Raw genomic sequence first — 23,926 nt, 5'->3', positions numbered from 1 at the left:
CTCAGCGCGCCGCCGAGGCGGCGAGCGGTTCGAACGGCGTCTCCTGCGCGGTCGGCCGGTGGGCCGCGCGTGCCGCGAGGCAGGCCTTGATGCTGTAGACCAGCACGCTCAGCACCACGAACATGAAGAGCGCGCACAGCGCCGCGTCGAGCCGGTCGTTGAAGACGATGCGCGACATGGCCTCGGGCGTCTTGGCCGGCGCCACCAGCACCCCGTTGGCCAGGCCCTCGGTGTAGCGGGCTGCATGCGAGAGGAAGCCGATCTTCGGATCGGGCGAGAAGATCTTCTGCCAGCCGGCCGTGAGCGTGCATGCCAGGAGCCATGCGGCCGGCGCAATCGCCACCCAGGCATAGCGCTCGCGCTTCATGCGGAACAGCACCACCACGCCCAGCAGCAGCGCCACCGCGGCCAGCATCTGGTTGGAGATGCCGAACAGCGGCCACAGCGTGTTGATGCCGCCCAGCGGATCGACCACGCCCTGGTACAGGAAGTAGCCCCAGGCCGCCACGCACAGCGCCGTGGCAAACAGGTTGGCCGCCAGCGAATCGGTGCGCTTGAGCGCGGGCACGAAGCTGCCCAGCAGGTCCTGCAGCATGAAGCGGCCGGCGCGGGTGCCGGCGTCCACGGCCGTGAGGATGAAGAGCGCCTCGAACAGGATCGCGAAGTGGTACCAGAAGGCCATCATGGCCTGCCCGCCGATCACCTGGTGGAGGATGTGGGCCATGCCCACCGCCAGCGTGGGCGCACCGCCCGCGCGGCCGAGGATGGTGCTTTCGCCCACGTCCTTGGCGGTCTGCATCAGCATCTCGGGCGTGACCACGAAGCCCCAGCTCGAGATGGTCTGCGCCGCCTGCTGCGCGGTGCTGCCCACCAGCGCGGCCGGGCTGTTCATTGCAAAGTAGATGCCGGGCTCGATGCACGAGGCCGCCACCAGCGCCATCACCGCCACGAAGGATTCGGCCAGCATGCCGCCGTAGCCGATGAAGCGCGCATGGCGCTCGTTGTCGAGCATCTTGGGCGTGGTGCCCGAGGAGATCAGCGCATGGAAGCCCGACACCGCGCCGCAGGCGATGGTGATGAACAGGAACGGGAACATGCTGCCCGACCACACCGGCCCGCCGCCATTCGCAAACTGCGTGAGCGCCGGCATCTGCAGCGTGGGCATGACGAACACGATGCCCAGCGCCAGCGCGATGATGGTGCCGATCTTCAGGAAGGTCGACAGGTAGTCGCGCGGCGCCAGCAGCAGCCACACCGGCAGGCTCGCGGCCACGAAGCCGTAGCCCACGAGCATCCAGGTAAGCGCCTTGCCGTCGAAGGTGAAGAGCGGCGCCCATGCGGGGTCCTGGCTCACGGCCTGGCCGCCGAAGATGGCGAGCATCAGCAGCACGAAGCCGATCAGCGACACCTCGCCGATGCGCCCCGGCCGGATGTAGCGCAGGTACACGCCCATGAAGAGCGCCACCGGAATGGTGGCCGCCACGGTGAAGGTGCCCCACGGCGATTCGGCCAGCGCCTTCACCACGATCAGCGCCAGCACCGCAAGGATGATGATCATGATCATGAAGGTGCCGAACAGCGCGATCATGCCGGGCACCGTGCCCATCTCCTGCTTGACGAGGTCGCCGAGCGAGCGGCCGTCGCGCCGCGTGGAGATGAACAGGATGATGAAGTCCTGCACCGCGCCCGCGAACACCACGCCCGCCAGCACCCACAAGAGCCCGGGCAGGTAGCCCATCTGCGCTGCGAGCACCGGGCCCACCAGCGGACCGGCGCCCGCAATGGCCGCGAAGTGGTGGCCGAACAGCACGTTCTTGTCGGTCGGCACGTAGTCCAGGCCGTCGTTGTGGCGGTGCGCCGGCGTCTTGCGGTTGCCGTCCAGTCCCAGCACCTTCTCGGCGATGAACAGGCTGTAGTAGCGGTAGGCGATCAGGTAGGTGCAGACCGCGGCGGTCACCACCCACAGGGCGTTGACGCTTTCACCGCGCGTGAGGGCCACGGTGCCGAGCGCGAATGCGCCGGCCACGGCCACGACGAGCCACACCAGGTGGCGGCGGATGCTGTGCATGGGAATGTCTCCTGGGAATGAACCCGGGAGTTTTGCCGCATGGGCGCGCGGGCGCATCCGTCGGACCGCGCGGCCCGCGTGCGTGGCTTTGCGTAATGGAAAACCCTGAAGGGCCTGTGAACAGCCCTAGCGGACGGTCGACATCACCGTCGCGCGGCAGCGGGGCTGGTCGCGCGGCGCCAGCAGGTTGCAGTTGTCCAGCGCTCGCTGCTGCATGTCGCTGAGCCGGGGCTGCTCGCCGGGCGGCGGGCCGTCCCACTGGCGGTAGGCCGGCGGCGGAGGCGGCTGTTCGGCCCAGCGCTCGCGGCGTTCGTATTCGCGCCGCTGCTCGCGTTCGTAGGCGCGCTGCTCGCGGCGGTCATAGCGCTCTTCGCGGTCGCGCTGGATGCGCCACATGCAGGTGTTGAAGTCGACACCGGAACGGCCGCTGGCGCAGTAGCGGCGGTCGTTCTCGTAGAAGTCGCCGCGCTGCGCGAACGCCGGGAGGATGGTGGCAATGCCCAGGACGGCCAGGGCTAGGATTTTTTTCATGGGGGACCTCTCCGAGCTTCGGTGATACCGGCACAGCATGCCACACCGGCCAGGCCGTCCCAACGCAGGCATCCCCGTAGAACCAACGGCAACACCCGCGCGTTGAGTGGGATTCGGGCCGCTTTTTTCCGGGCTAGAGCCGGCGCGCCTGCATCGGCTGGCGCGACCAGTAGATGCCGTCCAGCCGGTCGAGCCGCACCTCGCCGCCCGTCGAGGGCGCATGCACGAACTGCCCGGCCCCCACGTAGATGCCCGCGTGCGACGGCGTGGAGGAACCGAAGAGCACCAGGTCGCCCGAGCGCAGTTCCGATGCGGGCACGGGACGGCCGAAGCCGGCCATGCGCGCCACGGTGCGCGGCGTGGCCTGGCCTGTGCTGCTTCTGTACACGTAGCCGATGAGCCCGCTGCAATCGAAGCCGCCCTCCGGCGTGTTGCCGCCGTAGCGGTACGGCGTGCCGACCAGGCCCAGCGCATGGATCGCGACGCTGCTCGACTGCTCGGCCGTCAGCACGGGAGGCGGCCCGTAGGCGGCCCCGGGCTGCGGCGCCCGCGGCCCTGCACAGCCCAGCACCAGCAGGCAGGCGCCGATCGGGAGCAGCCGAAGCAGCGCCAGCGGCATGCGGGGACGTGGCGTGGGTGCGGAGGCGTCGTGCATGTGGTTCCCTCAGGACTTGGCGGTCTTCTTCGCGGGCTTGGACTTGCCGGCGCTGTTGAGCGCCACCGCCTCGCGCACGAGCGCCTTGAAGGCGGCCGCGTCAATCTCTTCGCCTTCGAAGATGTCGATCGCGCGGCGCATGTTGCCGTCCAGGCTCGCGTTGAAGAGGCCGGCCGGGTCCGGCAGCGAGGCGCCCTTGGCGAAGGTGAGCTTCACCTTGTCCTTGTAGGACTCGCCCGTGCAGATGATGCCGCCGTGCGACCAGACCGGCGTGCCCATCCACTTCCATTCCTCGACGACGTCCGGGTCCGCCTGCTGGATGAGCTTGCGCATGCGGCCCAGCGTTTCGCCGCGCCAGCCGCCGAGCTCGGCGATGCGTTGCGAGATGAGTTCCGATGCCGGCTGGCCGGTGCTCGCGTCCGACTTTTTCATGTTCTGTCCTGGAGGTTCCGAAGCAGCTTCATTGCAATGACCGTGGAGGATAGCCATGCATCGAAGCAATGCAAGCATGGCCCGTGTCCCGCCCGTTCATATGGCACGATCGCCGCATGCCAGAGCCCTCCCGCCGCATACCGTACCGCACCTGGCCAGGCGCGCTCGCGGTGCTGCTCGCCATTGCCGCCTACGTGGGCGGCCTGAGCTTCTGGGACAGCCGCACGCCCGGCAGCCGGCCGCTGGCTGCGGGGGAAACAGTGTCCGTCGGCCACGCGAGGTTCGTTCCCGCCAGCGGATGGGAGATGGACGTGTCGCGCTCCAGGGCCGGCCAGTCGCTGATGCTGTTCAAGGGCGGCCACAAGTTCCTGGTGACCACGCGCGCCTGGGCCGGCGGACCCGACGGCCCGCTGGTGCGCCAGCAAAGGCTCATGGAGCGCGGCCAGCGCCTGAACATCGATGGCGACGTGTCCGACTTCGTCACCTCGTGGGGCCTGCAGGGCAAGACCTTTGCGTACTATGGATCGAAGCTGGCCGGCCGCTTCTGGCAGGTGGTCGACCTGCAGCGCCGCTCGCTCGTGCAGATCGATTGCTACGGCGCCAGCGAAGGCCTGAACGAGGCAATGGCCGATGCGCGCAGCATGCTCGAATCGATGGACCTGGAGGCACCGCAGTGAGCCCGCCCGCCTTCGAAGGCCAGCAGGACCGCGGCGACTGGCCGATCGGCACCGATTCGTTCTTCCAGCCGCAGCGCGCGGCCTTCTGGCTGCTGGCGGCGCTGATCGTCAACGGGCTGTTCTACACGGTCAACATGGTCTCGATGGGGTTCCGCGTCGTGCCCGTCACGGCCCTGCTGGGCATCCTGGTGTGGGGCATCTACACGCTGCTTTTCCTCCTGGTCTTCCGCACGCTGGACCTGCTCGAGCAGCACCCGCCGGAAGCCTTCGTGCTGGCCTTTGCCTGGGGCGGGCTCGGCGCCGTCTACTTTGCCGCGCCGGCGAACATCGCCATCCAGAGCCTGTGCGCCAAGCTGGTGTCGCCGGATTTCGCGGCGCTCTGGGGGGCCGCCGTCGCAGGGCCGGTCACCGAGGAGTTCCTGAAGATCGCGGGCGTCATCCTGCTGGTGCTGGTGGCGCGCAACCAGTTCCAGACCTACCTGTCGGTGCTGATCGTGGGTGCCATGGCGGGGCTGGGTTTCCAGGTGGTCGAGAACCTCACGTACACCGTCAACGCCTCGATGCACTTTCCGCTCGAGAACCAGGTGTCCCCGGTGCTCGTCAACCTGCTGACGCGCGGGCTGCTGAGCGGGCTGTGGAGCCATGCGGCCTACACGACGATCGCGTCCTTCGGCGTCGCATGGTTCCTGCTGCATCCGGAGCGTTCGCTGGCGGCGAGGATCGCCTGCGCCCTGCTGTGCTTCGCGCTTGCGTGGGCGATGCATTTCATCTGGAACTCGCCGTGGCTCGAAGACCTCTTCGACGGCGGCTACGGCGACATGGCCGTGATGCTCGCCGTCAAGGGCATTCCCGCGATGGTGGCGGCCGGGCTCTTCTGGCGTGTTGCCGCGCGCGAGAACGGCGCCTACCTGCATGCGCTGGCCGCCTACTTCGTGCCCGAGCGCGAGCTGATCCGCGACGACGAATGGATCCGCCTGGGCGCGCCCCTGCAGCGCTACAAGGTTCGCCGCGAAATGGGCTGGACCTTCGGGCTGAGGGCCAGGCGCCTGAAGACGCAGCTGCAGCGCGAGCAATTGCGGCTGATCCGCAAGGCCATGACCTACGGGCGCGGGGCGCAGACGCTGCGGCATGAAGTGGCGATCAGGCGCGTACGGGCCGAACTCGATCCGCTCATTGCCGCACAGCCCTGAGGAAGGATTTCAGGCACGGTTCCCTGCCTGGCATTCATCGAGACCATGGCCCTGGATCCTTCCGAACGCCCGCTAAAGCCCGCGCCTTCGCGCCGCAAGCGCTGGCTCGGCATGGCCGCGGTATGCGCCGCGCTTGCCCTGGGTGCATGGGCCGTCGCCACCGGCACCATCGAGATTCCCGAGCGCTTCAATCCGTGGGCGCCGCTCGACGTGGCGGCGCCGCCCGATTGGCTGACCGGCTTCAAGCTCGAGCGGGCCCGCCGCGAACCCGCGCGCTGCCTTGCGGCGCTGGCGCAAACCGGCATGCAGTACGACCTGCTGCCCGACCGCGTCACCGGCCCCGGCTGCGGCTTCGAGAACGCCCTGCGGCTGCGCTCCGCCGGCGTGCGCCTGGGCACTTCGCCTTCGCTGAGCTGCCCGATGGCACTGTCCTTCTTCATGTGGGAGCGGCACGCGCTGCAGCCAGCCGCCAGGCAGCGCTTCGGCCAGCCGGTGGCGGCCATCGAGCATCTCGGCAGCTACGCCTGCCGCAACGTGAACCGCGGCGAAGGCGCCGTGCCGGGCGCTTCGCGCAGCCGGCATGCCACGGCCGATGCGCTGGACGTCGCCGGCCTCACGCTGGCCGACGGCCGCCGCATCACGGTGCTGCATGACTGGCCCCGCGACGGCAGTGCCGCAAGCACGGACGATCCGGCGCCGCTGCTTCTGCGCGATGCGCACCGCGGCGCCTGCCGTTTCTTCAATGGCGTGCTGGGCCCCGACTACAACGCCGCGCACAAGGACCACTTCCACCTGGAGACCGGCGGGTACGACATGTGCCGCTAGCATCCCGAAGCGCTGGCATTACGCAGAGGTTTCGCTCTTCTTGCGTGCCGCCAACGCGGCGAGACCTGCGCTGACGATGGCCCAGGCTCCAATGCCAACAGCCATCGCGTTCTCGGGCTTCATCGGCAATTGGATCGGAACGATGCCGAAGGCGATGCTGGCGGCCGCAATGGCAGCAAGCATTCCAAGCGCCCGCCGCGGACTTGTCGCGGCGACGCCGCCGACCCAGGCACCCAACGCCGCAGAGGCCGCGCCACCCATCAGGACATACACGCGCAGCATCCGAGCGGCTTCATCTTCGCCGTGATGCCCGATCCCCGTACCTGGAAACGCGAGCGAAAAGAGGATGGGCAAGCCCAGGAACAGAGCGACGCCGAGCAAAGCCCCGCACAGGGTGAAGATCGGGCGCTTCATCAGCTTATCGGCCAGAAGACAACTCGACGCGACGCGTGCAGATCGGAGTAGAGGTATCCGTTGCCGCTCCACGGTGATCGCAAGGTATCAATGCCGAGCGAGAAGCGAAGGAACGTCGTCCATGACGGCGTCAATCGATTTCGATCCCACAGGTCGATGTGATCTCCAGTGGGAAACTTCGCCTCAGCGGTACGCAACCAGTAGTCCTCGAAATAGATGATGCCCGTGCGACCGGAGAGACTCTTGTCGAAGCTTTTTCCCTGGTGTGTTTCCGCATCTGGACAGCCAGCGAACGGACGACGCATCAGCCAGTTGGCCAATTCGGTCGCGCGCAGCACCATTCCGTTTCCGGAAGGGCCAAATTCGCAGCGTGGGCCGGGAAATGACTTGAAACTGACACCCGACTTTTCCAACGCAATGCCGACCCGTATTGCGCATTGGTCGTCATACGCCTTCTTGCCCGTGCGAGGGTTCACGCAAGGGTCATCACTGGGGTAGTTCTTCCATATCGCTTCGAACGATATCGGCTTTGCCATTTCGGGAAGTGGCATCTGTTTTTCCTTCCTGTGCTTATCTAGCTTGGCCCAGCGAACTGACCATGGACCACTGTGAGTCCGCCGCATCTTATCGACTCAAGTTCGTGCTGCCAGCCACCCGAAAGGCTACGTTCACACGGGCCGTCTCCTGCGATCATGGAATATTGCCGCGTCCTGCAGGCAAGCACGATGCGGGGACTCCGCAATCATCGAATCCAGTGGTGAGAACCTTGGCGCTACATCGCACGCACTGCACTCGAAAGCGCTGGCCGCCCTTCCGGGATTCACCCACAATCCCGCCGGTGTCGAAAGTTGCACACCGCCATCGACCCTCGCGAAAACCCAAGGACCGCCAATGAAGTGCTCGATCCGCCGCTCCCTCGCCACCACCGCCGCGGCACTGGGCCTGGCAGTTGCATTGGCCTCCTGCGGTGGGGGCGGCGGCGGCGGGGGTGGAGGTGGCGGGGGGATCGGCATCGGCGCACCCTTGCCGCCGACCACGGCACAACTGCCGGAGCGCGAGGCGCTCATTGCCCGCGCACGGGCCCTCGAAATCAACACGCCCTACGTGCCGCCGCCCGGCAACGTGCTGGAGCACCACACCTCCGGCTATGCCAAGACGATGTGTTCTGCCGTGTTCATCACCGGCATCGACCCCGACGTCGCCGCCGAAAGCCTGGGCTATTTCGTGGGCCCTTATGACCAGCGCAAGAACGTCGGCAAGCCCGTGGTCGACCGCGTGAAAAAGGAGGTTCGCATCTCGATTCCCAATGGCCCGACGCTGGTGGCGCGCCACTTCGGTTCGCAGGGCTGCGTCACGCTGCCGGCCGGCCGGGACGACGTGTTCTTCACGCCGGTCGAAGTCAGGAGCACGCTGCCCGACCCCGCGACGCAGCCATGGCCGATGGGCGACGTGCTGCCGGGCGATGCGCCGCCCGCCGAGGTCGACATGGCCAAGGTGACCCGGGCCGTCGATGCCGCGTTCGCCGTGCCCGAGGCCTACACATCGGCCTTCGTGGTCACGCACAAGGGCCGCATCGTCGCCGAGCGCTACATGAGCGGCATCGGCCCGGCGACGCCGCTCGAATCGTGGTCGATGGGCAAGAGCGTCGTGGCCACGATGATGGGGGTGCTCATCAAGCAGGGCGTGTACAAGCTCGACCAGCCGGCGCCGATTCCCGAATGGCAAGGCGCCGGCGATGCGCGGCAGCAGATCAAGATCTCCGACATCCTGCAGATGTCGAGCGGCCTGCGCATCAAGGCGCCGGACGATCCGGACTTCGACCCCAACGGCACCTACCCCGATCACATCTACTACTACACGGGCCGCATCAACGCCTTCAGCTATGCCGCCACCCGGCCGCAGCAATGGCCGCCCGGTGCCGTGGGCCGCTACCGCAACACCGATCCGGTGCTGGCCAACTACCTGGTCCGCCTCGCGGTGGAAAAGCGCGGCGAGGACTACCTGTCGTTTCCGCAGCGCGCGCTCTTCGACAAGATCGGCATCCGCTCGATGGTGATCGAGACCGACCCCTACGGCAACTTTCTCACGCAGGGCTACGACTTCATGTCGGCGCGCGACTGGGCGCGCCTTGGCAATCTCTACCTGCAGGACGGCATGTGGAATGGCGAGCGCATTCTTCCCGAGGGCTTCGTCAACTTCGTGAGCAGCGTGGCGCCGGCCTGGGCCGCGGACAAGCGTCCGATCTACGGCGGCTTCTTCTGGATCAACGGGATGGGCTCGCTCGCGGTGCCGGCCTCGGCCTACTACATGCTCGGCGCAGGAGGCCAGTTCGTGCTGGTGGTTCCGTCGCACGACCTGGTCGTGGTGCGGATCGGGCATTCGAAGGGAGAGCGCTTCGCGGGTTCGACGCTGAACCAGGCGCTGGCGCTGCTGACCGCTGCGGTGCCCCGCGTGCGCTGAGCCTAGAAGCCGAAGACCAGCAGCAGGTTGTTCGCGGGCATCGCATGCCGCTCGCGTAGCGCAAGCCCTGCGCGGCGCACCTCGGCCGCCACGTCCTCCAGGCGCCGTATGCCCCATTCGGAATTGCGGGCGCGCAGGTCTTGGTCGAATGCCAGGTTGCTCGGCGCCGCTGGGGCTTCTTCTTCGAAGTAGGGGCCGTAGGTGACCAGCAATCCATCGGCAAGCAGATGCCGCGCGGCGCCTTGCATCAACGCGGCGCATGCGGCCCAGGGCGCGATGTGCAGCATGTTGGCGCAGTAGATCGCGTCGAACTTTTCTTCTCCCCGAACGAAGGCGCCTTGCGACGGCCATCGAGGCGCCGTCACGTCGAGCAGCAGCGGCGCACGGAGATTGGGCAGTGCGGCCTGCGCGACGCGGCTTGCAAGCGCGGGGAGCATGCGCGCGTCTGCGTCGGTGGGCTGCCAGGTCCACCCGGGCATGGCCGCGGCGAACCATGCGGCATGCTGGCCTGTGCCGGATGCGATCTCGAGCGCGCTGCCGCGCTCGCCGAGGATGCGGGCCAGCGCCTCGAGGATGGGCTGCTTGTTGCGGTCGGCGGCGGGGCTGTGGGGAAGGTCGGACATGCGAAATCGGCTTGGATAGGTGTGGTTTGATTGGGAAAGACAGTGCGGTTCAGCCTTGCCCGAACTCCCGCGCATGCTCCACCGCATACTTGATGAGTTCCGCCTGCCCCTCGATGCCGAGCCGCCGCTTGATGCTCTGCCGGTGTGCCTCCACGGTACGCACGCTCAGGCCCAGGTCGCGCGCGATCTGCTTGCTCGATTCGCCGCGGCCCAGCGCGCTGAGGATCTCGCTCTCGCGCGGCGTGAGCAGCGGCCTGGGCGCCTGGTTGCGGAACAGCTTCTTCGACACGGCCGGGCTCAGGAAGGTGCCGCCGGCCGACACCGCCTCGATGGCCGCGACGATCTCGGCCGCGGGCGCGTCCTTCAGCACATAGCCGCGCGCGCCCACCTGCAGGGCCTTCTGCACGTATTCGGGGTTGTCGTACATGCTGAGCATCACCACGTGCGGCGCGGGCTGATGGCGCTGCAGCACCAGTGCGGCCAGGTCGATGCCGTTCATGTCCTTCATGCCGACATCCATCAGCAGCAGGTCGGGCTGTAGCGTTTCAATGAGCGCCAGCGCCTCGGCGGCGCTACCGGCCTCGCCGACGATCTCCAGCCCCGGCATGGCGCCGAGCCGCGCGCGCAGGCCGTCGCGTACCAGCGGATGGTCGTCGACCAGGAAGAGGCGGACGGGGGCGGCGTCGTTCTTCATGCCGGCTCGGGCCTCGCGCTGCGGGCCGGCACTTCGGCCACGATGGTGGTTCCGCCTTCGCCCGATTGCACGTCCAGGCGCCCGCCGATCGACTCCATGCGCTCGCGCATGTTGCGCAGGCCGATGCCGCGCCGCGCATCGAGCTGCATCGCCTCCACGTCGAAGCCGATGCCGTCGTCGCCGATCGAAAGGCGCACGCCGTCCTCGTCGGAAAAGCCCAGCGCAATGTGCACGCGGTGCGCCTGCGCGTGCTTGCGCACATTGGTGAGCGCCTCCTGCGTGACGCGAAAGAGCGCGGTCTTGGCCTCCTGCGAGAGTTCGAAGGCCTCGCCCTCGATCATGATGGAGGCGTCGATGGCGCCCTCTTCGGCGAATTCGTCGCCCAGGCGCTCGAGCGCGGCGGGCAGGCCGAGCGTGTCGAGCAGGGCCGGCCGCAGGCGGTGCGAGATGCGGCGTACCTCGATCAGCGAATCGTTGAGCCGTTGCAGCGCCTTGCTCAGCGCGGGCGGCGCGGGCTGGCGCTCGCGGTCGAGCGCATCCACGGCCGATTCGATCAGCAGCTTGGCCGACACCAGCGTCTGGCTGGTGCCGTCGTGCAGCTCGCGCGCGAGGTGGCCGCGCTCTTCTTCCTGCGACTGCACCACGCGCCGCGCCAGCAACCTCAGCTTGGCCTCGGCCGTGCGGTGCTCGCTGAGGTTGAGCAGCAGCCCGGTGGCGCTCACCACGCCCAGGCACAGCGCCGCGATGCCGGCGATCCACAGCAGCGTGGTGGTGACGTTGGCGCTCATCTGGCGGTCGAGCGCCTGCATGGTGGTCTCTATGTCGTCCAGGTACAGGCCGGTGCCGACCATCCAGTTCCAGCGCGGCAGCGCAGTGACGTAGCCGAGCTTGGGCGCCATCTGCTCGCTGGAGGGCTTGCGCCATTCGTACTCCACATAGCCGCCGCCCGCGCGCGCGCCCGCGATCAGGTCCTGGATGGTGAAGCGGCCGCGCGAGTCGCGCATGTCCCAGAGGTTCTGCCCCACCAGATCGGGCTGGCGCGAATGCATGAGCGAGCGGCCCTGCATGTCGTAGACGAAGAAGTAGCCGTCGTCGCCGTAGTCGAGCGCGGCCAGGCGGCGCAGGGCCTCGCTGCGGGCTTGCTCGTCGTCCTGGCCGGCGTCGTACAGCGGCCGCACGGTGCTCACGGCAAGGTCGACGTAGCTGCGCAGTTCGCTGCGCCGCTGGGCCATGTAGCTTTTCTCGATCAGCGCGCGCTCGCGCTGCGCCAGGTCATGCTCCTGGTGGCGCACCGCCAGCGCCACCAGCACCAGTGCAACCAGCAGCGGTGCAACGGCCAGCGCGACGATCTTGGTGCGGAGGTTCATCGGGAGGCAAGACTACCACCGGGCGGCGCCGCGAACCTTAAGATCGCAAGGGCACGGGGGATGCAACACACGGGAGCAGATCGCATGCAGAACCGCTGGATGGCCGCACTGGCCCTTCATGCCCTGGCTGGCACGGCCATTGCCGCGGCGCCTTTCACGGCCGTGTTCAGCGGCACCGGGCGCGCATGTTCGGGCGGGCTGTACGTGCGGACGCAAACCATCGAATGGAATTCGAGCTTCAGCATCTGCAAGCCCGGCCGCTACAGCGTGCTGGAGAAAGACCTTGCCGCGGAGCATGGCCGCATCGTCTTTCGCCTCATGGCGCGCAGCCGGCAGTGCCGCTACGAGGTGGTCGAGGCCGAACAGATCAGCACCTACGGCTGGAGCGTGCAGGGCTACCCATCGCTCGAGGCGTACCAGAAGCGCGCCCTGCCCGGCTGGCACCATTCGCCCCGCGATGAGCGAATGGTCCTGTCCTGCCCGATGGTCCGGCTGGACTGAGCGCGACATTTCCTCGTCGTCGACGAACGGCCTCAGTGCAGGCTCGTCGGCCGGCCCGAGGCCACCCAGGCATCGAGCCCGCCCGTCAGCGGCAGTGCGCGCCGCGCACCGCGCGCCAGCAGCACGCGCGCAGCCAGCGCGGCCGACACCTCGTTGGGGCAGTTGCAGTAAAGCACCACGTCGCGCCCGCCGACCAGCGGCAGTTCCGGATGCCGCTGCTGCAGTGCCTTGAGCGTGTACGGCAGCGCCCCGGGAATGCGGCGCGGATCGACCTGCACGCCGGCCTCCCCGCGCACGTCGATCACCAGCGGCGGCGCCTCGCTCGCGAGCAGCTCGTGCAGCTCGTCCACGCTGATGCGCGGCATGCCCGTGAGCCGCATGAAGGCGCGCCGGCGCCAGTAGCGCACCGCCAGCATCACGGCCAGCACCACCACCAGGGCCGCGGTCGCGATGCCGCCGGCCTGGGCCAGCATGGCCAGCACCTCCTGGATCTGGTCGCGAAAGGCCCAGCCCAGCCCGAGGAAGACGACGGTCCAGACCAGCGCGGCGCCGATGTCGAAGCCGATGAAGCGCCACACCGACATGCCCAGCGCGCCGGCCATCGGCGGCGCGACCACCGAGACGCCCGGCACGAACTTGGCGGCCACCAGCGAGAGGCCGCCCCACCGGCCGATCAGCGATTCGCCGCGCCGCACGCATGAATCGGGCGACAGCGAGATGCGGCACAGAAGCCGCATGAAACGGTAGCCGAAGCGGCGCCCGGCATAGAACCACGCGCCATCGCCCAGCACGTTGGCCAGCACCGCAGCCAGCACCACGCCCGCCACCGAGACATTGCCGGCCGCCAGCAGCGCACCCGACACCACCAGCACCGCGGCCGCGGGCACCGGCAGTCCGAGGCGCGCGGCAAAGCTCGCCGCGAAGACGATTGCGATCGCGTTCTGCACCAGCAGCGACATCAGCTGTGCCATGGCAGCAGCGCGAGTTGGGGGATGTTCACTCCTTGCGGCCTAACGGGGCGCGTCGCCCTTGCGGTATTCGGCCGTGAGCTCGTCGAGCTTCTGCTTGAGCGCGGGGTCCAGCCTGTAGCTGGCCGCGGCCAGCGTGGCGTCGAGCTGCTCGGGACGGCTCGCGCCAAGCAGCGGCGCGGTGATGAGCGGGTTGGCCATGACCCAGGCCACCGCCAGCGTGGCCAGCGGCACGCCGGCTTCGTCGGCCAGCTTGTGCAGCTGGGTCACGGTGTTGAAGCTGCGCTCGTTCCAGTAGCGGTCCTGGTACATGCCGCCGGCCGTGCCGAGCGTGAAGCGGGTGTTTTGCTCGGGCGCGGCGCCGGGCTTGTACTTGCCGGTGAGCAGGCCGCCGGCCAGCGGGTTGTAGGGAATCACGCCCAGGCCCTCTTCGCCCGCGAGCGGCAGCAGCTCGCGTTCGATCTCGCGGAACAGCAGGCTGTAGCGCGGCTGCACCGACACATAGCGCGTGAGCTTGTGCAGCTCGGCCTTGCCGAGTGCGCGGGCCAGCCGGTAGGCCAGGAAGTTGGAGACACCGATGTAGCGCGCGCGGCCCGACTTGACGATGACGTCGAGCGCCTCCAGGCTCTCTTCGAGCGGCGTCTCGCGGTCGTCGCTGTGCAGCTGGTAGAGGTCGACGTGGTCGGTCTGCAGCCGCTTGAGCGAGGCATCGATGGCGTCGAGCAGGTGCTTGCGCGAGGCGCCCTGGTCCCAGCTGCTGGGGCCGACCTTGCCGACGGCCTTGGTGGCCACCACGAAGCGGCGGCGGCCCGCGGCGCCCTGCTTCTGCAGCCAGCGGCCGATGATCTCTTCGGTGCGGCCCGTGGTTTCGACGGTGCCGCCGAGCGGATACACGTCGGCGGTGTCGAGAAAGTTGATGCCGCCCTCGGCGGCCTTGTCGAGAATCTGGTGCGACACGGCCTCGTCGGTCTGCAGGCCGAAGGTCATGGTGCCGAGCGCAAGGCGCGAGACGGTGAGGCCGGTGCGGCCGAGTCGGGTGGTCGGAATGCTCATGGGGGTGTCGCTCCGGGCGATGGAAGTGCGACGGCCATCATAGTCACGACAGCGCAAGGCTGCAGCGATCAGGTGCTTTCAAGATGCACGCCGGGCGCGCCGCGCTCCACCGCAAAGCGTGCCATCGGCGCGACGGCGGCGTCCTCGGCCTTTTCGTCGTCCACGGCGCGGAACTCGACCGTGCAGCCGCGCGCATCGAGCGCCATCTGCGCATAGCCGCGCTTGTCGCCGCGGCCGTAGCGCAGGTGCTCGTTCTTGGCGAGCATGTTGGCCACGCCGGCGGCGCTGGGGCCTTCGGAGGTGATGGCGCCGCCGACGAATTCGGTGGCCACCGCCGGCCCCTGCGGCTCGCGGCGCAGGTCGGCGGCCCAGAAGGCATGCACGTCGCCGCTGATGACCAGCGCGTCGCCGCCGCGCGCCTTGTTCGCGGCCAGGCCATCGAGCAGGCGCGTGCGCGAGGCAGCGTAGCCGTCCCAGCCGTCCATCCAGTAGCCGTGCTCGGGGCCGCGCTTGCGGTCGGCCTCGGCCAGCAGCGTGGGCTGGGCGATCACGGTCCAGCGGGCCGGCGGTGCGGCCAGTTCGTTCGCGAGCCAGGCCTCCTGCTTCGCGCCGAGGAAGCTGCGCTCCGGCGCCAGCCGGTCGGCGCAGTCGGCCAGCGGCGAGGCGCTGCGGCCGGCCAGGCAGGCGTGGTGCGAACGGTACTGCCGCCCATCGAGCAGGAACACGTCGAGCATGCGGCCGAAGCGGTGGCGGCCGTAGATGGTGGCCGCGGCGCCGGTCGGCCGCATGCTGGCGGGCACGGGCATGTGCTCGTACCACGCCTGGTAGGCCGCGGCGCGGATCGCAAGGAACTGCGCGGGATCGATGCTGCGCGGCGAAACATCGTCGGTGTAGTCGTTCGCCACCTCGTGGTCGTCCCAGGTCACGAGCCAGGGGAAGGCGGCGTGCGCGGCCTGCAGGTGCGGATCGGTCTTGTAGAGCGCATAGCGGTCGCGGAACTCGCCGAGCTGCGTGGGAATGCCGCCCTGGTGGTGGCGCACGTGGCGCGAGCCCCAGGAGCTTTCGTAGATGTAGTCGCCCAGGTGCACGACGAAGTCCAAAGGCTGCATCGCCATGTCGCGGTAGGCCGCGTAGTAGCCCTGCTCGTACTGCTGGCATGACGCGAAGGCAAAGCGCAGCGGTTGCGGTGCGGCATCGGTTTCGGCCGGCGCGGTGCGGGTGCGGCCCACGGGGCTTCGCGCGCCAAGGGCCGTGAAGCGGTACCAGTAGGGGCGGCCGGGCGCGAGGCCCTGCACTTCGACATGTACCGAATGCGCGAGCGCCGCGGTGGCCGTCGCCCTGCCCCTTGCCGCGATGCGTGCAAAGCCCTCGTCGTGTGCCACTTCCCACTGCACGTCGACCGGGGCCTCGCCCATGCCGCCGCCCTGCAGCGGATCGGGCGCCAGCCGGGTCCACAGCACCATGCCGTCGGGCCTGGGGGTGCCGGACGCCACGCCCAGCGTGAACGGAAACCCGCGCGCGGCCTGCTGCGCGTGGAGCCGGAGGAACGGGTGGCCGAGCGAGGCGGCGGCCATTCCGCCGAGCAGCAGGCGGCGGCGCGAGACCCTCATGTCCTTGCGCGCGCGGCCAGCGCCAGGTCGGGTCGGTCGGTGGTGATCTGGCGCAGGGGCATGGCGAGCCATTGTGCAATTTCATCGGGCTCGTTGACCACCCAGGCACCCAGCCGCTCGCTGCCGAGCGCGGCCAGGCACTGCGGCCAGGTGGCGGCCAAGAGCTTTTTCTCGACCGCGACGATGCAGCCCGGCAGCGCCGCGTAGCGCGCCAGCGCACGCGTGATGCCGCCCAGCATTTCGGCCGAGCGGTGGTCGAGCGAAGCCAGCACGCGTCCGCGCGGCCAGTGGGCGAGCACCTGCGCCAGCACCTCGGGCACGAAGCAGGTCAGGATGCTGCGCTCGGCCACGCCCGCATCGTGCAGCGCCTGCACCGTGCGCGCGATGGCGCCGGGCGGCAGCTCGCCGGCGGCGTCGGTCTTGATCTCGACGTGCAGCTCCATGCGCGTGGGCGCGAAGAGCTTGAGCACCTCGGCCAGCGAGGGCACGCATTCGCCGGCTTCATCGCCCCGCTGTTCCCCCTGCGCGCCCTGCCCCTTGCGCAGGCGCGTGGCCAGCACCTCGGCCGCATCGTGCTCGCGCACCGCGCCCGTGCCTTGGGTGGTTCGGTCGAGCAGCGGATCGTGGATGACCACGGCCTTGCCGTCGCGCGTTTCCTGCACGTCGAATTCGACCGCATCCGCGCCCAGCGCGATCAGGCGGCGGAAGCCGCTCATGCTGTTCTCGGGCCAGAGGTTCCGCGCGCCGCGGTGTCCGACGATGATCATTTCTGCAATGTCCTTATTTGCTGCTGTCCACCAGCCCCTTGACGAACGAGCGCTGCAGCGCCACCACCACAATGATGGGCGGCAGCATCGTGAGGAGCGCGGCGCTCATCGCCACGTTCCAGGCCGGCTGCGAATCGGCGCGCGGGATCAGGTGCTTGAGGCCGATCACCGCGGTGGCCATGTCCTTGTCGGTGGTGAAGAGCAGCGGCCAGAGATACTGGTTCCAGCCATACAGGAAAAGAATGATCGCCAGCGCCGCGATGTTGGAGCGCGACAGCGGCAGCAGGATGGTCCAGAAGAAATGCATCGGCGAAGCGCCGTCGATCCGCGCCGCCTCGCACAGCTCGTCGGGCACCGTGAGGAAGAACTGGCGGAACAGGAAGGTGGCCGAGGCCGAGGCGATCAGCGGCAAGATCAGGCCCGGGTAGGTGTCGACCATGTTCCACTGCAGCTGGATGTCGATGGTGTGGCCCGTGATGGCATTCCACGCCGACGAAAGGTGCAGCGCCTCCACCAGCCACTGCAGCGGCAGCGCCGCGTTCGCCACCGATTCGTAGGTGGGCGAGATGCGCACCTCGATCGGCAGCATCAGCGACACGAAGATGAGCCAGAACGCCGTCATGCGAAAGCGGAAGCGGAAGTAGGTGATGGCAAAGGCCGACAGCAGCGACACCGCGATCTTGCCCACCGTGATGCCCGCCGCCACGATGAACGAATTGAAGAACAGCCGGCCGAAGTTGGCCTGCATCCATGCGGTGCGCAGGTTCTGCACGAACTGGTCGCCGGGCAGCCAGGGCAGCGGCACCTGCTGCACCTCGGCAATGCTGAGCGAGCCTGCGACGAAGGCCAGGTAGAGCGGTACGCAGACAAAGGCCACGCCCACCAGCAGGATGGCGTGGCAGATGCCGTCGAGAACGGGAGCGCGTTCAACCATGCGATGAATCCTTTGCGCCGCGCGTCATACGTCGTAGCTCACGCGCCGCTCCACGTAGCGGAACTGCAGCAATGTCATCAGCAGCGCGAAGATCATCAGGATGACCGACTGCGCCGCCGACGAGCCGAGGTCCAGGTTGATGAAGCCGTCGACATACACCTTGAACACCAGCACGTTGGTTGCACCCGCCGGCCCGCCCTGCGTGACCGCATCGACGATGGCAAAGATCTCGAAGAAGCCGTAGACGAAGTTCATCACGGCCAGGAAGAACATCGTGGGCATCAAGAGCGGCAGCCCGATGGTGAAGAAGCGCCGAAGCGGCCCCGCGCCATCGACCGCCGCCGCCTCCATCAAGGAAGAAGGCACCGCCAGCAGGCCGGCCAGCAGAAAGATGTAGTCGTAGCACACGTGCTTCCACGAGGCCGCCAGGATGACCAGGACCATCGCGTCCGAGCCCACGCGGTTCGGGTCCCACGCGAGGCCGATCGCATGCAGCAGCTGCGCGAGCGGACCGACTGCGGGGTTGAAAAGAAAGGCCCACAGGATGCCTGCGATGACCGGTGCAATGGCATAGGGCAGCAGGATGATCGCCTTGTAGACGCCGCGGCCGCGGATCACCCGGTCGCTCGCAAAGGCCAGCACCAGCGCCACCGCGATGGTCAGCAGGTTCTGCAAAATGGTGAACACCACCGTGACCTGCACCGACTCGTGGTACGTGGCGCTTTGCAGCAGCTGCGCAAAGTTGTCGAAGCCGACGAAGTGCACCGTGTTGCCGAACGGATCGGACAGGAAGAAGGCCTGCCCGAGCGCGCGGAACGACGGAATGAAAAAGAAGAACAGCAGGATCGCGAGCTGCGGCAGCAAAAGCAGCACCGGCAGGCGCACGTCCTTGAAGTGCGCGCGCTTCAGGCCCGCTTCGATCGCTGCCGCCATGGGTACCGCCCGCTCAGTAGCGGCCCTTGTTGAGCTTCTCGTACTGCCGCAGGATCTCGTTGCCGCGCTTGACGGCATCGTCCATGGCCACCTGCGGCGTCTTCTTGCCCGCCACCACGTTCTGGAACTCGTCGCGCTGCGCCATCATGGTCTGCGTGAAGTTGCCGAAGTGAAAGCCCGTGGAGTTGGCCGTGGGCGTGCCGCGCGTGAGCTGCAGGATCGCAATCTCGCGCGTCGGATGCTCCTTGTAGTAGCCCTGCGACTTGGCCAACTCGTAGGCCTTGTTGGTCAGCGGCACGTAGCCCGTGGCCTTGACCCACCAGAACTGCGTCTCGGGCTTGGCGATGTAGTCGAGGAAGGCGGCCACGGCCTCGTACTCGGCCGGCTTCTGGCCCTTCATCACCCAGAGCGACGCGCCGCCGATGGTGCTGTTCTTCGGCTGCTTGCCCTCTTCCCACGGCAGGTAGGTGGCGCTCCAGTCGATCTTGGATTCGCGCTCGATGCCGCTGTGTGCAGCGGTCGAGGCAAAGTAGGTGGAGCACTTGCCCGAGGTGAAGAGCTGCTCGGGGCTCAGGCCCTGGCCGGCGATCTGCATCACGTCGTCGTCGATCCATTTCTTGATGCGTGCCACCTGCGAAACCACCGAGGTCTTGTTGTAGACGAACTCGGTGTCCAGCCCCTGGTAGCCGTTGGCCTTGGTGGCATAGGGCAGGTCGTTGATGGCGCTGTAGTTCTCGAGCAGGCTCCAGTGGTAGTCGCCCGCGAGCACCGAGCCGCAGGCCGAGATGCCCTTCTGCTTGATGGCGTAGAGCTGCTTCTCCAGCTCCTGCCAGGTCTGCGCGGGCCCGGCGAAGCCGGCCTTCTCGAAGTGCGCCTTGTTGTACCAGAGGATCGGCGAGGACGAATTGAAGGGCATCGTCATCAGCTTGCCCTTGTAGCTGTAGAAGCCGGCCACCGGCTTCACGAAATCGGCCCAGTCGACCTTGTAGCCGCGCTGGTCGAGCAGGTCCTGCACCGGCATGGTTGCATCGGACAGCAGCATGGTCATGAAGCCGCGCTCGTAGATCTGCACGAGCGCCGGCGCGCGCTTGGCGCGGTAGGCAGCAATGGTGCCGTTGATGACCTCGTCGTAGTTGCCCTTGTAGACAGCGGTGACGGCGTACTTGTTCTGCGAGCTGTTGAAATTCTTCACCAGTTCTTCCACGCGCTCGCCGAGCGCGCCGCCCATCGCGTGCCACCACTGCACCTGCACCGGCTGCGCAGCGGCGGGTGCGCCGCTCGCGAGCCAGAGCGTGGATGAAAGGGCCAGCATGGCCAGCGTGCTGCGTCGTTGGATCTTCATCGCGTTCTCCTGTGGGGTGTGTCGATGCCGGGGGTGTTCTTGCGTTCAGGCGGTCCAGAAACCGCCGGGCGCGAACTGCCCGGCGATTGCGCGGTCGAGCCAGCCCAGGTCGTCGAGCAGGTCGAGCAGCGTGTAGCGGCGCCGGATGAGGCGTGCGCGGCGGTGGTCGGCGGCGAACCTGGCGGCGCCGATGCCGAGTTCTTCGGGATGGCTCGCGCCGCCGACGGTGGCCAGCCGCTGCTGCATGTCGCGCGCGCCGATCAGCTGGCGCTTCAGCTGTGCGCGCAGCGCGGGCCAGGCGCGCACCAGCTGGTCGAGGCGGGCGCGGCGGCTGCCGAGTGCGGCCTTCGCATTCATCTCGCCGCGCGCAGCGGCCCTGAATTCCTCATTGCCGAAGGCGGCCTCGATCTCGCGCGACAGCGCGGCCTCGTCCTGGCCGTCATGCGCCTGCGCTGCGGCGGCCGCGATTGCGGCCGCGGGCTGCGCAATGAGCCATTCGTACATCGCCAGCATGGCCACGCAGCCGACACCCACGCAGGCGCCATGCGCCGCAGGCTCGCCACCGACCTGCAGGTTTTCCATTTCCCACAGGTGCGAGAACTGGTGGTCGCTGCCGCTCGCGGGGCGCGAGTTGCCATGCGCCTGCATGGCGAAGCCGCTGACCAGCAGGCCGGCCAGCAAGCCGGCCAGCGCCTGCGGCTCATGCACGGCCAGGCGCTGCGGCGCGCCGAGCCAGTCGCCGAGATGGTCCTGCACCAGCGCGTAGGGACGCGGATTGATGGGCTCCACGCCGAGCGCGTCGGCCAGCAGCCAGTCGGCGCCGGCCACGGACTTGCCGGCCAGGTCGCCGTAGCCCCAGGCCGTCATGCGCGCGGGCGCGGCGCGCAGCACGTCGAGGTCGGCCAGCACCGCCACCGGCGGCGGGCATGCGAGCGTGCGCTTGAAGCCGTCTTCATCGAGCAGTGCGGCGCCGGAGGCCGCGTAGCCATCCATGGAGGCGGCGGTTGCAAGGCACACATAGGGTTGGCCGGCGAGCGAGGCCGCATGCTTGGCGAGGTCGCTGACGACGCCCGAGCCCACCGCGATCGGGGTGGCCGCCTGCGCGGAAAGCTGCTGTGCGATGGCCGCCGAGCGCGCCACGCGCGGCTTCAGGCGAGGCTTCGCAGGAAAGACCAGCGGCGGCGCGCAGGACACCCCCTGCGATTCGAGCAGGGCCTGCGCCGAGGCGCCCACCGCATCCCAGGTGTTCTCGTCGGCCACCAGCATCCAGCGCCGGCCCGGCGCGCAGCGCTGCAGCACGCCGGGCAGCGAGCGCACCGCGGCGTGCTCGATGACGACTTCCTTGGTGACCGCCGCATCGCGCAGCGCGGCCTTCAGGGGGGATGACGAATCGCTCATGTCTCCTGCAATCTGGACGCCGTTTTCCGGTCGATGAACAAGTGTATAGTTTGAAAGACATTTGTTTCAACCACGTGACTACCCGTAGACCGGCGGGCCCGCGGCGCGGAATCCGCCACACCCGTGCCACCATCGCGGCCGCAGAATCGACGACGACAACCACGGAGAATTCGGATGGCTGAGGAAGATCAGGTGGCGGTGCGCGTGGCCTGGCTCTACTACATGGAGGGCCTGACGCAGGACGGCATCGCCACGAAGCTCGGCCTCACGCGGCTGCGCGTGAACCGCCTGCTGGGCGAGGCGCGCGAGAGCGGGCTGGTCAGCATCAAGATCAACTCGCGCCACGAGAGCTGCCTGCGGCTGGAAGAAGAGCTGCGCAGCGTCTGCGGCCTGCGCGAGGCAACGATCATTCCCACGCCCGAGAGCCCCGAACTCATTCCCGTGCTGCTGGGGCGCACGGCCGGCGAATACCTGTCGAAGCACATCGAGACGAACCGCGTGCGCGGCGTGGGCGTGGGCTGGGGCGCCACCTTGCGCGAGGCCATCCGCCACGTGGCACCCGGCCAATGGCCCGAGGTGCACGTCAACTCGATGATGGGCGGCCTGACGCGCGGCCTGGAGATCAACACCTTCGAGACGGCCAGCGCACTGGCCGCGCGGCTGGGCGCGCAGTGCAGCTACCTGGCGGCGCCCCTGTATGCGGGCAGCGCCAGGTCGCGCGACACCATCGTCTCGCAGGATGTCTTCAAGGAAGCCTTCGGCCAGATCGCGGCCAACGACGTCGCGCTGCTGAGCGTGGGCGACCTGAGCACGCGCTCGCTGCTGGTGCGCTACGGCCTGCCGAAGGACGTGCCGGTGGCCGAGCTGCGCCAGGCCAAGGCGGTGGGCGACATCATCGGCCAGTTCCTCGACCGCCACGGCAACCCGGTGAAGCATGCGCTGAACCAGCGCGTGGTCGCGCCCTCACTCGAGGAGCTGGCGCGCATCCCGACGGTGATCGTCGCCTCGGGCGGCGAGAACAAGGCGCCGATCATTGCGGCGGTGCTGCGGGCCAGGCTGCTGTCGGTGCTGATCTGCGACGAGCAGACGGCGCGCACGGCGCTGAAGCTCTACCAGGCGCTGCAGGAGCGCTGAGCCTTCCCTCAGGGCGCGAGCACCGTCACGCGCGCCGTCATGTAGGAATGCACCGAGCAGGCGTAGTCGTGCACGCCCGGCTTGTCGAAGGTCCGGGTGAAGGTCTTGCCGGGCAGCATGAGGTCCATGCCCGCGGTGCCGTCCTTGAAGGCCACGCCGTGCGGCGCGCCGTCGTCGTTCTTCCAGGTCACGCCCTGGCCCGCCTTGACGGTGATCTGCGCCGGCTCGAAGGCGAAGTTGCGGATCGCCACCACCTGCGCGGGACCGCCGGCGTTTGCCGCATGCGCGGTGCCTGCGGACGCGGCGCGCTGCACCGCCACCTTGCGCGGCGCATTGCCGACCGGCACGGTGTGCATCGGGCCGCCGGCAAGGTCGACCACGCTGACGTCGTTGGAGCCTTCGTTGCTCACCCACAGCTTCTTGCCGTCGGCCGACAGGTCGAGCCAGTGCGGCTGCTTGCCCACGCCGATGCTGCGGCCCGGCGCCCGCGTGGCCGGGTCGAAGAGCAAGACCTCGCCCGGCCCCTGCACGACCACCACGCCGCTCGCCATGCCGGCGAAGTGCTGGGCGATGTGGGGCGATACGCCGGTCGGTATCGGCGCCAGCCACTGGTTCGTCGCCGGGTCCAGCACCTGCACGGCGGGCACGCCCGCCAGGGTCAGGTACAGCGCCTTGCCGTCGTGGCCGAACTCCAGGTCGCGCGGCGCCTTCTCGAGCGGGATCTCCGCGACCACCGTGCGCGCCGCCAGGTCGACCACCACCAGTGCGAAGTGCCCCGGCTCCTGCGAGGCGACGTAGGCCTGCCGGCCGTCGGGCCGCACGGCGATGGTGTGCGGCTTGGGCACGGGCACGGTGGCGCTGACGGCGTGCGTCGCGGTGTCGATGAAGGCCACGCGGTCGTCGCCGTTGACGGCCACCAGCAGCCAGCGTCCGTCGGCCGTGGCGGCGAGGCCCTGCGGGCCCTTGCCGACCTCGATGGTGCGCGCCACGCCGTCGCTGGCTGCGTCGATCTCGCTCACCGCCGAGGCGCCGGAGCCGCTGACGAACACGCTGCGCCCGTCCGGCGAGATGACGATGCCGTCCGGCCCCGTGGCCACCGGCACGGTGGCGAGCACGCGCTCGGTGCCGGTGTCGATCACGCTGACCGTGCTGTCCTTGAAATTGCCGACGTAGGCCTTGGGGCCGGCTGCGAACGCGCAGAAGGCCGAAGCGCCCAGCGCCGCGACAACGACGAGGATGCGCACAAACCCGGGAATGGCGATCATGATGAAGAACTCCTGAAAGAGTAGGAAGAGAATCGGCACAGGGCATGACGCATGGCGTGCCCTGCTTATTCCCCGGTCCAAAAAA

24 protein-coding genes are annotated in these 23,926 nt (G+C 68.5%); 6 read left to right on the top strand and 18 right to left on the bottom strand.

What is annotated here, in order from left to right; translation table 11 throughout:
* Position 1 precedes the first annotated feature (1 nt).
* From VPA02S_RS23370 to VPA02S_RS23355, 4 genes are all read right to left on the bottom strand, one after another.
* Positions 2-2,068: a carbon starvation CstA family protein gene (locus VPA02S_RS23370; RefSeq protein WP_062365816.1), complete on the bottom strand. Its 2,067-nt coding sequence runs from the start codon at positions 2,066-2,068 to the stop codon at positions 2-4.
* A 126-nt stretch (positions 2,069-2,194) separates the two neighbouring features.
* Positions 2,195-2,599: a hypothetical protein gene (locus tag VPA02S_RS23365; protein ID WP_015866759.1), complete on the bottom strand. Its 405-nt coding sequence runs from the start codon at positions 2,597-2,599 to the stop codon at positions 2,195-2,197.
* A gap of 133 nt (positions 2,600-2,732) precedes the next feature.
* Positions 2,733-3,254 carry a C40 family peptidase gene (locus VPA02S_RS23360; RefSeq protein ID WP_081247622.1) on the bottom strand — a complete coding sequence of 174 codons (522 nt, stop codon included), beginning with the start codon at positions 3,252-3,254 and terminating at the stop codon, positions 2,733-2,735.
* Between the two features lie 9 nt (positions 3,255-3,263).
* Complete coding sequence (locus tag VPA02S_RS23355; protein WP_062365814.1) at positions 3,264-3,686, bottom strand: DUF1801 domain-containing protein; 423 nt, start codon at positions 3,684-3,686, stop codon at positions 3,264-3,266.
* 116 nt (positions 3,687-3,802) lie between these two features.
* Between VPA02S_RS23355 and VPA02S_RS23350 the strand changes: the two genes are divergently transcribed.
* Genes VPA02S_RS23350 through VPA02S_RS23340 form a run of 3 tightly spaced genes read left to right on the top strand, consistent with a single transcriptional unit; the run spans position 3,803 to position 6,378 of the window.
* Positions 3,803-4,363 carry a hypothetical protein gene (locus VPA02S_RS23350; RefSeq protein ID WP_015866762.1) on the top strand — a complete coding sequence of 187 codons (561 nt, stop codon included), beginning with the start codon at positions 3,803-3,805 and terminating at the stop codon, positions 4,361-4,363.
* Positions 4,360-5,553 carry a PrsW family intramembrane metalloprotease gene (locus VPA02S_RS23345; RefSeq protein WP_062365813.1) on the top strand — a complete coding sequence of 398 codons (1,194 nt, stop codon included), beginning with the start codon at positions 4,360-4,362 and terminating at the stop codon, positions 5,551-5,553. Before VPA02S_RS23350 ends, VPA02S_RS23345 begins: the two co-directional genes overlap by 4 nt.
* 45 nt (positions 5,554-5,598) lie before the next feature.
* Positions 5,599-6,378, top strand: coding sequence for an extensin-like domain-containing protein (locus VPA02S_RS23340; protein ID WP_062365812.1), 780 nt, complete (start codon positions 5,599-5,601; stop codon positions 6,376-6,378).
* 18 nt (positions 6,379-6,396) lie between these two features.
* Here VPA02S_RS23340 and VPA02S_RS23335 read toward each other — a convergent pair whose 3' ends face one another.
* Together VPA02S_RS23335 and VPA02S_RS31550 are read right to left on the bottom strand one after the other, a co-directional pair.
* Complete coding sequence (locus VPA02S_RS23335; protein ID WP_062365811.1) at positions 6,397-6,792, bottom strand: hypothetical protein; 396 nt, start codon at positions 6,790-6,792, stop codon at positions 6,397-6,399.
* A complete protein-coding gene (locus VPA02S_RS31550) occupies positions 6,792-7,343 on the bottom strand; it encodes a type VI secretion system amidase effector protein Tae4 (protein WP_162269828.1) in 552 nt (183 codons plus the stop codon). The genes VPA02S_RS23335 and VPA02S_RS31550 overlap by 1 nt, the downstream gene beginning before the upstream one ends.
* Before the next feature lie 340 nt (positions 7,344-7,683).
* Between VPA02S_RS31550 and VPA02S_RS23330 the strand changes: the two genes are divergently transcribed.
* Positions 7,684-9,252 carry a serine hydrolase domain-containing protein gene (locus VPA02S_RS23330; RefSeq protein ID WP_062365810.1) on the top strand — a complete coding sequence of 523 codons (1,569 nt, stop codon included), beginning with the start codon at positions 7,684-7,686 and terminating at the stop codon, positions 9,250-9,252.
* 2 nt (positions 9,253-9,254) lie between these two features.
* Here the strand turns inward: VPA02S_RS23330 and VPA02S_RS23325 are convergent, their stop codons facing one another.
* The 3 genes from VPA02S_RS23325 to VPA02S_RS23315 are packed head-to-tail and all read right to left on the bottom strand — an operon-like array spanning position 9,255 to position 11,936.
* The gene (locus VPA02S_RS23325) at positions 9,255-9,875 is read right to left on the bottom strand and encodes a DUF938 domain-containing protein (RefSeq protein WP_062365809.1); all 621 of its coding nucleotides are present in this window, start codon (positions 9,873-9,875) and stop codon (positions 9,255-9,257) included.
* Between the two features lie 49 nt (positions 9,876-9,924).
* Positions 9,925-10,569 (bottom strand): response regulator transcription factor, encoded by a 645-nt coding sequence (locus VPA02S_RS23320; protein WP_027730758.1) that lies wholly within the window; start codon positions 10,567-10,569, stop codon positions 9,925-9,927.
* Positions 10,566-11,936, bottom strand: a complete 1,371-nt coding sequence (locus VPA02S_RS23315) for a cache domain-containing protein (protein ID WP_062365808.1) — start codon at positions 11,934-11,936, stop codon at positions 10,566-10,568. Before VPA02S_RS23315 ends, VPA02S_RS23320 begins: the two co-directional genes overlap by 4 nt.
* 84 nt (positions 11,937-12,020) lie before the next feature.
* Here VPA02S_RS23315 and VPA02S_RS23310 point away from each other — a divergent pair, with 84 nt between their 5' ends.
* A complete protein-coding gene (locus VPA02S_RS23310) occupies positions 12,021-12,437 on the top strand; it encodes a hypothetical protein (protein WP_018905285.1) in 417 nt (138 codons plus the stop codon).
* Positions 12,438-12,469: 32 nt separating this feature from the next.
* On the opposite strand, the gene VPA02S_RS23305 is transcribed toward VPA02S_RS23310, so the two are convergent.
* The 8 genes from VPA02S_RS23305 to VPA02S_RS23270 all read right to left on the bottom strand — a co-directional run bounded on the left by VPA02S_RS23305 (position 12,470) and on the right by VPA02S_RS23270 (position 21,442).
* Positions 12,470-13,408 (bottom strand): VTT domain-containing protein, encoded by a 939-nt coding sequence (locus tag VPA02S_RS23305; protein ID WP_015866771.1) that lies wholly within the window; start codon positions 13,406-13,408, stop codon positions 12,470-12,472.
* Between the two features lie 39 nt (positions 13,409-13,447).
* The gene (locus VPA02S_RS23300) at positions 13,448-14,458 is read right to left on the bottom strand and encodes an aldo/keto reductase (protein WP_062365807.1); all 1,011 of its coding nucleotides are present in this window, start codon (positions 14,456-14,458) and stop codon (positions 13,448-13,450) included.
* Positions 14,459-14,526: 68 nt separating this feature from the next.
* Positions 14,527-16,068, bottom strand: a complete 1,542-nt coding sequence (locus tag VPA02S_RS23295) for an alkaline phosphatase D family protein (protein ID WP_062365806.1) — start codon at positions 16,066-16,068, stop codon at positions 14,527-14,529.
* Entirely contained in the window at positions 16,065-16,835 is a 771-nt protein-coding gene (locus tag VPA02S_RS23290) for a glycerophosphodiester phosphodiesterase family protein (RefSeq protein WP_062365805.1), read from the bottom strand. Before VPA02S_RS23290 ends, VPA02S_RS23295 begins: the two co-directional genes overlap by 4 nt.
* A 13-nt stretch (positions 16,836-16,848) precedes the next feature.
* Complete coding sequence (locus VPA02S_RS23285; protein WP_015866775.1) at positions 16,849-17,769, bottom strand: ABC transporter permease subunit; 921 nt, start codon at positions 17,767-17,769, stop codon at positions 16,849-16,851.
* A gap of 24 nt (positions 17,770-17,793) precedes the next feature.
* Positions 17,794-18,702, bottom strand: a complete 909-nt coding sequence (locus VPA02S_RS23280) for an ABC transporter permease subunit (RefSeq protein WP_015866776.1) — start codon at positions 18,700-18,702, stop codon at positions 17,794-17,796.
* 13 nt (positions 18,703-18,715) lie between these two features.
* Entirely contained in the window at positions 18,716-20,044 is a 1,329-nt protein-coding gene (locus VPA02S_RS23275; RefSeq protein WP_062365804.1) for an extracellular solute-binding protein, read from the bottom strand.
* 45 nt (positions 20,045-20,089) lie between these two features.
* Positions 20,090-21,442, bottom strand: a complete 1,353-nt coding sequence (locus tag VPA02S_RS23270; protein ID WP_062365803.1) for an iron-containing alcohol dehydrogenase — start codon at positions 21,440-21,442, stop codon at positions 20,090-20,092.
* Between the two features lie 174 nt (positions 21,443-21,616).
* Here VPA02S_RS23270 and VPA02S_RS23265 point away from each other — a divergent pair, with 174 nt between their 5' ends.
* A complete protein-coding gene (locus tag VPA02S_RS23265) occupies positions 21,617-22,576 on the top strand; it encodes a sugar-binding transcriptional regulator (protein ID WP_062365802.1) in 960 nt (319 codons plus the stop codon).
* A gap of 8 nt (positions 22,577-22,584) precedes the next feature.
* On the opposite strand, the gene VPA02S_RS23260 is transcribed toward VPA02S_RS23265, so the two are convergent.
* Positions 22,585-23,841: a YVTN family beta-propeller repeat protein gene (locus VPA02S_RS23260; RefSeq protein ID WP_062366031.1), complete on the bottom strand. Its 1,257-nt coding sequence runs from the start codon at positions 23,839-23,841 to the stop codon at positions 22,585-22,587.
* Between the last annotated feature and the right edge of the window lie 85 nt (positions 23,842-23,926).

It is taken from the genome of Variovorax paradoxus NBRC 15149 (genome assembly GCF_001591365.1).
Lineage (GTDB): Bacteria > Pseudomonadota > Gammaproteobacteria > Burkholderiales > Burkholderiaceae_C > Variovorax > Variovorax paradoxus.
Note: the sequence above shows the minus strand (reverse complement) of the source record. Positions and strands in the feature narration are given on the sequence as shown.

Bases quoted from the DNA above. Each gene is read 5' to 3' on its own strand.
- VPA02S_RS23370 (WP_062365816.1), bottom strand. From the start codon at position 2,068: ATGCACAGCATCCGCCGCCACCTGGTGTGGCTCGTCGTGGCCGTGGCC.
- VPA02S_RS23365 (WP_015866759.1), bottom strand. From the start codon at position 2,599: ATGAAAAAAATCCTAGCCCTGGCCGTCCTGGGCATTGCCACCATCCTC.
- VPA02S_RS23360 (WP_081247622.1), bottom strand. From the start codon at position 3,254: ATGCACGACGCCTCCGCACCCACGCCACGTCCCCGCATGCCGCTGGCG.
- VPA02S_RS23355 (WP_062365814.1), bottom strand. From the start codon at position 3,686: ATGAAAAAGTCGGACGCGAGCACCGGCCAGCCGGCATCGGAACTCATC.
- VPA02S_RS23350 (WP_015866762.1), top strand. From the start codon at position 3,803: ATGCCAGAGCCCTCCCGCCGCATACCGTACCGCACCTGGCCAGGCGCG.
- VPA02S_RS23340 (WP_062365812.1), top strand. From the start codon at position 5,599: ATGGCCCTGGATCCTTCCGAACGCCCGCTAAAGCCCGCGCCTTCGCGC.
- VPA02S_RS23335 (WP_062365811.1), bottom strand. From the start codon at position 6,792: ATGAAGCGCCCGATCTTCACCCTGTGCGGGGCTTTGCTCGGCGTCGCT.
- VPA02S_RS31550 (WP_162269828.1), bottom strand. From the start codon at position 7,343: ATGCCACTTCCCGAAATGGCAAAGCCGATATCGTTCGAAGCGATATGG.
- VPA02S_RS23330 (WP_062365810.1), top strand. From the start codon at position 7,684: ATGAAGTGCTCGATCCGCCGCTCCCTCGCCACCACCGCCGCGGCACTG.
- VPA02S_RS23325 (WP_062365809.1), bottom strand. From the start codon at position 9,875: ATGTCCGACCTTCCCCACAGCCCCGCCGCCGACCGCAACAAGCAGCCC.
- VPA02S_RS23320 (WP_027730758.1), bottom strand. From the start codon at position 10,569: ATGAAGAACGACGCCGCCCCCGTCCGCCTCTTCCTGGTCGACGACCAT.
- VPA02S_RS23315 (WP_062365808.1), bottom strand. From the start codon at position 11,936: ATGAACCTCCGCACCAAGATCGTCGCGCTGGCCGTTGCACCGCTGCTG.
- VPA02S_RS23310 (WP_018905285.1), top strand. From the start codon at position 12,021: ATGCAGAACCGCTGGATGGCCGCACTGGCCCTTCATGCCCTGGCTGGC.
- VPA02S_RS23305 (WP_015866771.1), bottom strand. From the start codon at position 13,408: ATGGCACAGCTGATGTCGCTGCTGGTGCAGAACGCGATCGCAATCGTC.
- VPA02S_RS23300 (WP_062365807.1), bottom strand. From the start codon at position 14,458: ATGAGCATTCCGACCACCCGACTCGGCCGCACCGGCCTCACCGTCTCG.
- VPA02S_RS23295 (WP_062365806.1), bottom strand. From the start codon at position 16,068: ATGAGGGTCTCGCGCCGCCGCCTGCTGCTCGGCGGAATGGCCGCCGCC.
- VPA02S_RS23290 (WP_062365805.1), bottom strand. From the start codon at position 16,835: ATGATCATCGTCGGACACCGCGGCGCGCGGAACCTCTGGCCCGAGAAC.
- VPA02S_RS23285 (WP_015866775.1), bottom strand. From the start codon at position 17,769: ATGGTTGAACGCGCTCCCGTTCTCGACGGCATCTGCCACGCCATCCTG.
- VPA02S_RS23280 (WP_015866776.1), bottom strand. From the start codon at position 18,702: ATGGCGGCAGCGATCGAAGCGGGCCTGAAGCGCGCGCACTTCAAGGAC.
- VPA02S_RS23275 (WP_062365804.1), bottom strand. From the start codon at position 20,044: ATGAAGATCCAACGACGCAGCACGCTGGCCATGCTGGCCCTTTCATCC.
- VPA02S_RS23270 (WP_062365803.1), bottom strand. From the start codon at position 21,442: ATGAGCGATTCGTCATCCCCCCTGAAGGCCGCGCTGCGCGATGCGGCG.
- VPA02S_RS23265 (WP_062365802.1), top strand. From the start codon at position 21,617: ATGGCTGAGGAAGATCAGGTGGCGGTGCGCGTGGCCTGGCTCTACTAC.
- VPA02S_RS23260 (WP_062366031.1), bottom strand. From the start codon at position 23,841: ATGATCGCCATTCCCGGGTTTGTGCGCATCCTCGTCGTTGTCGCGGCG.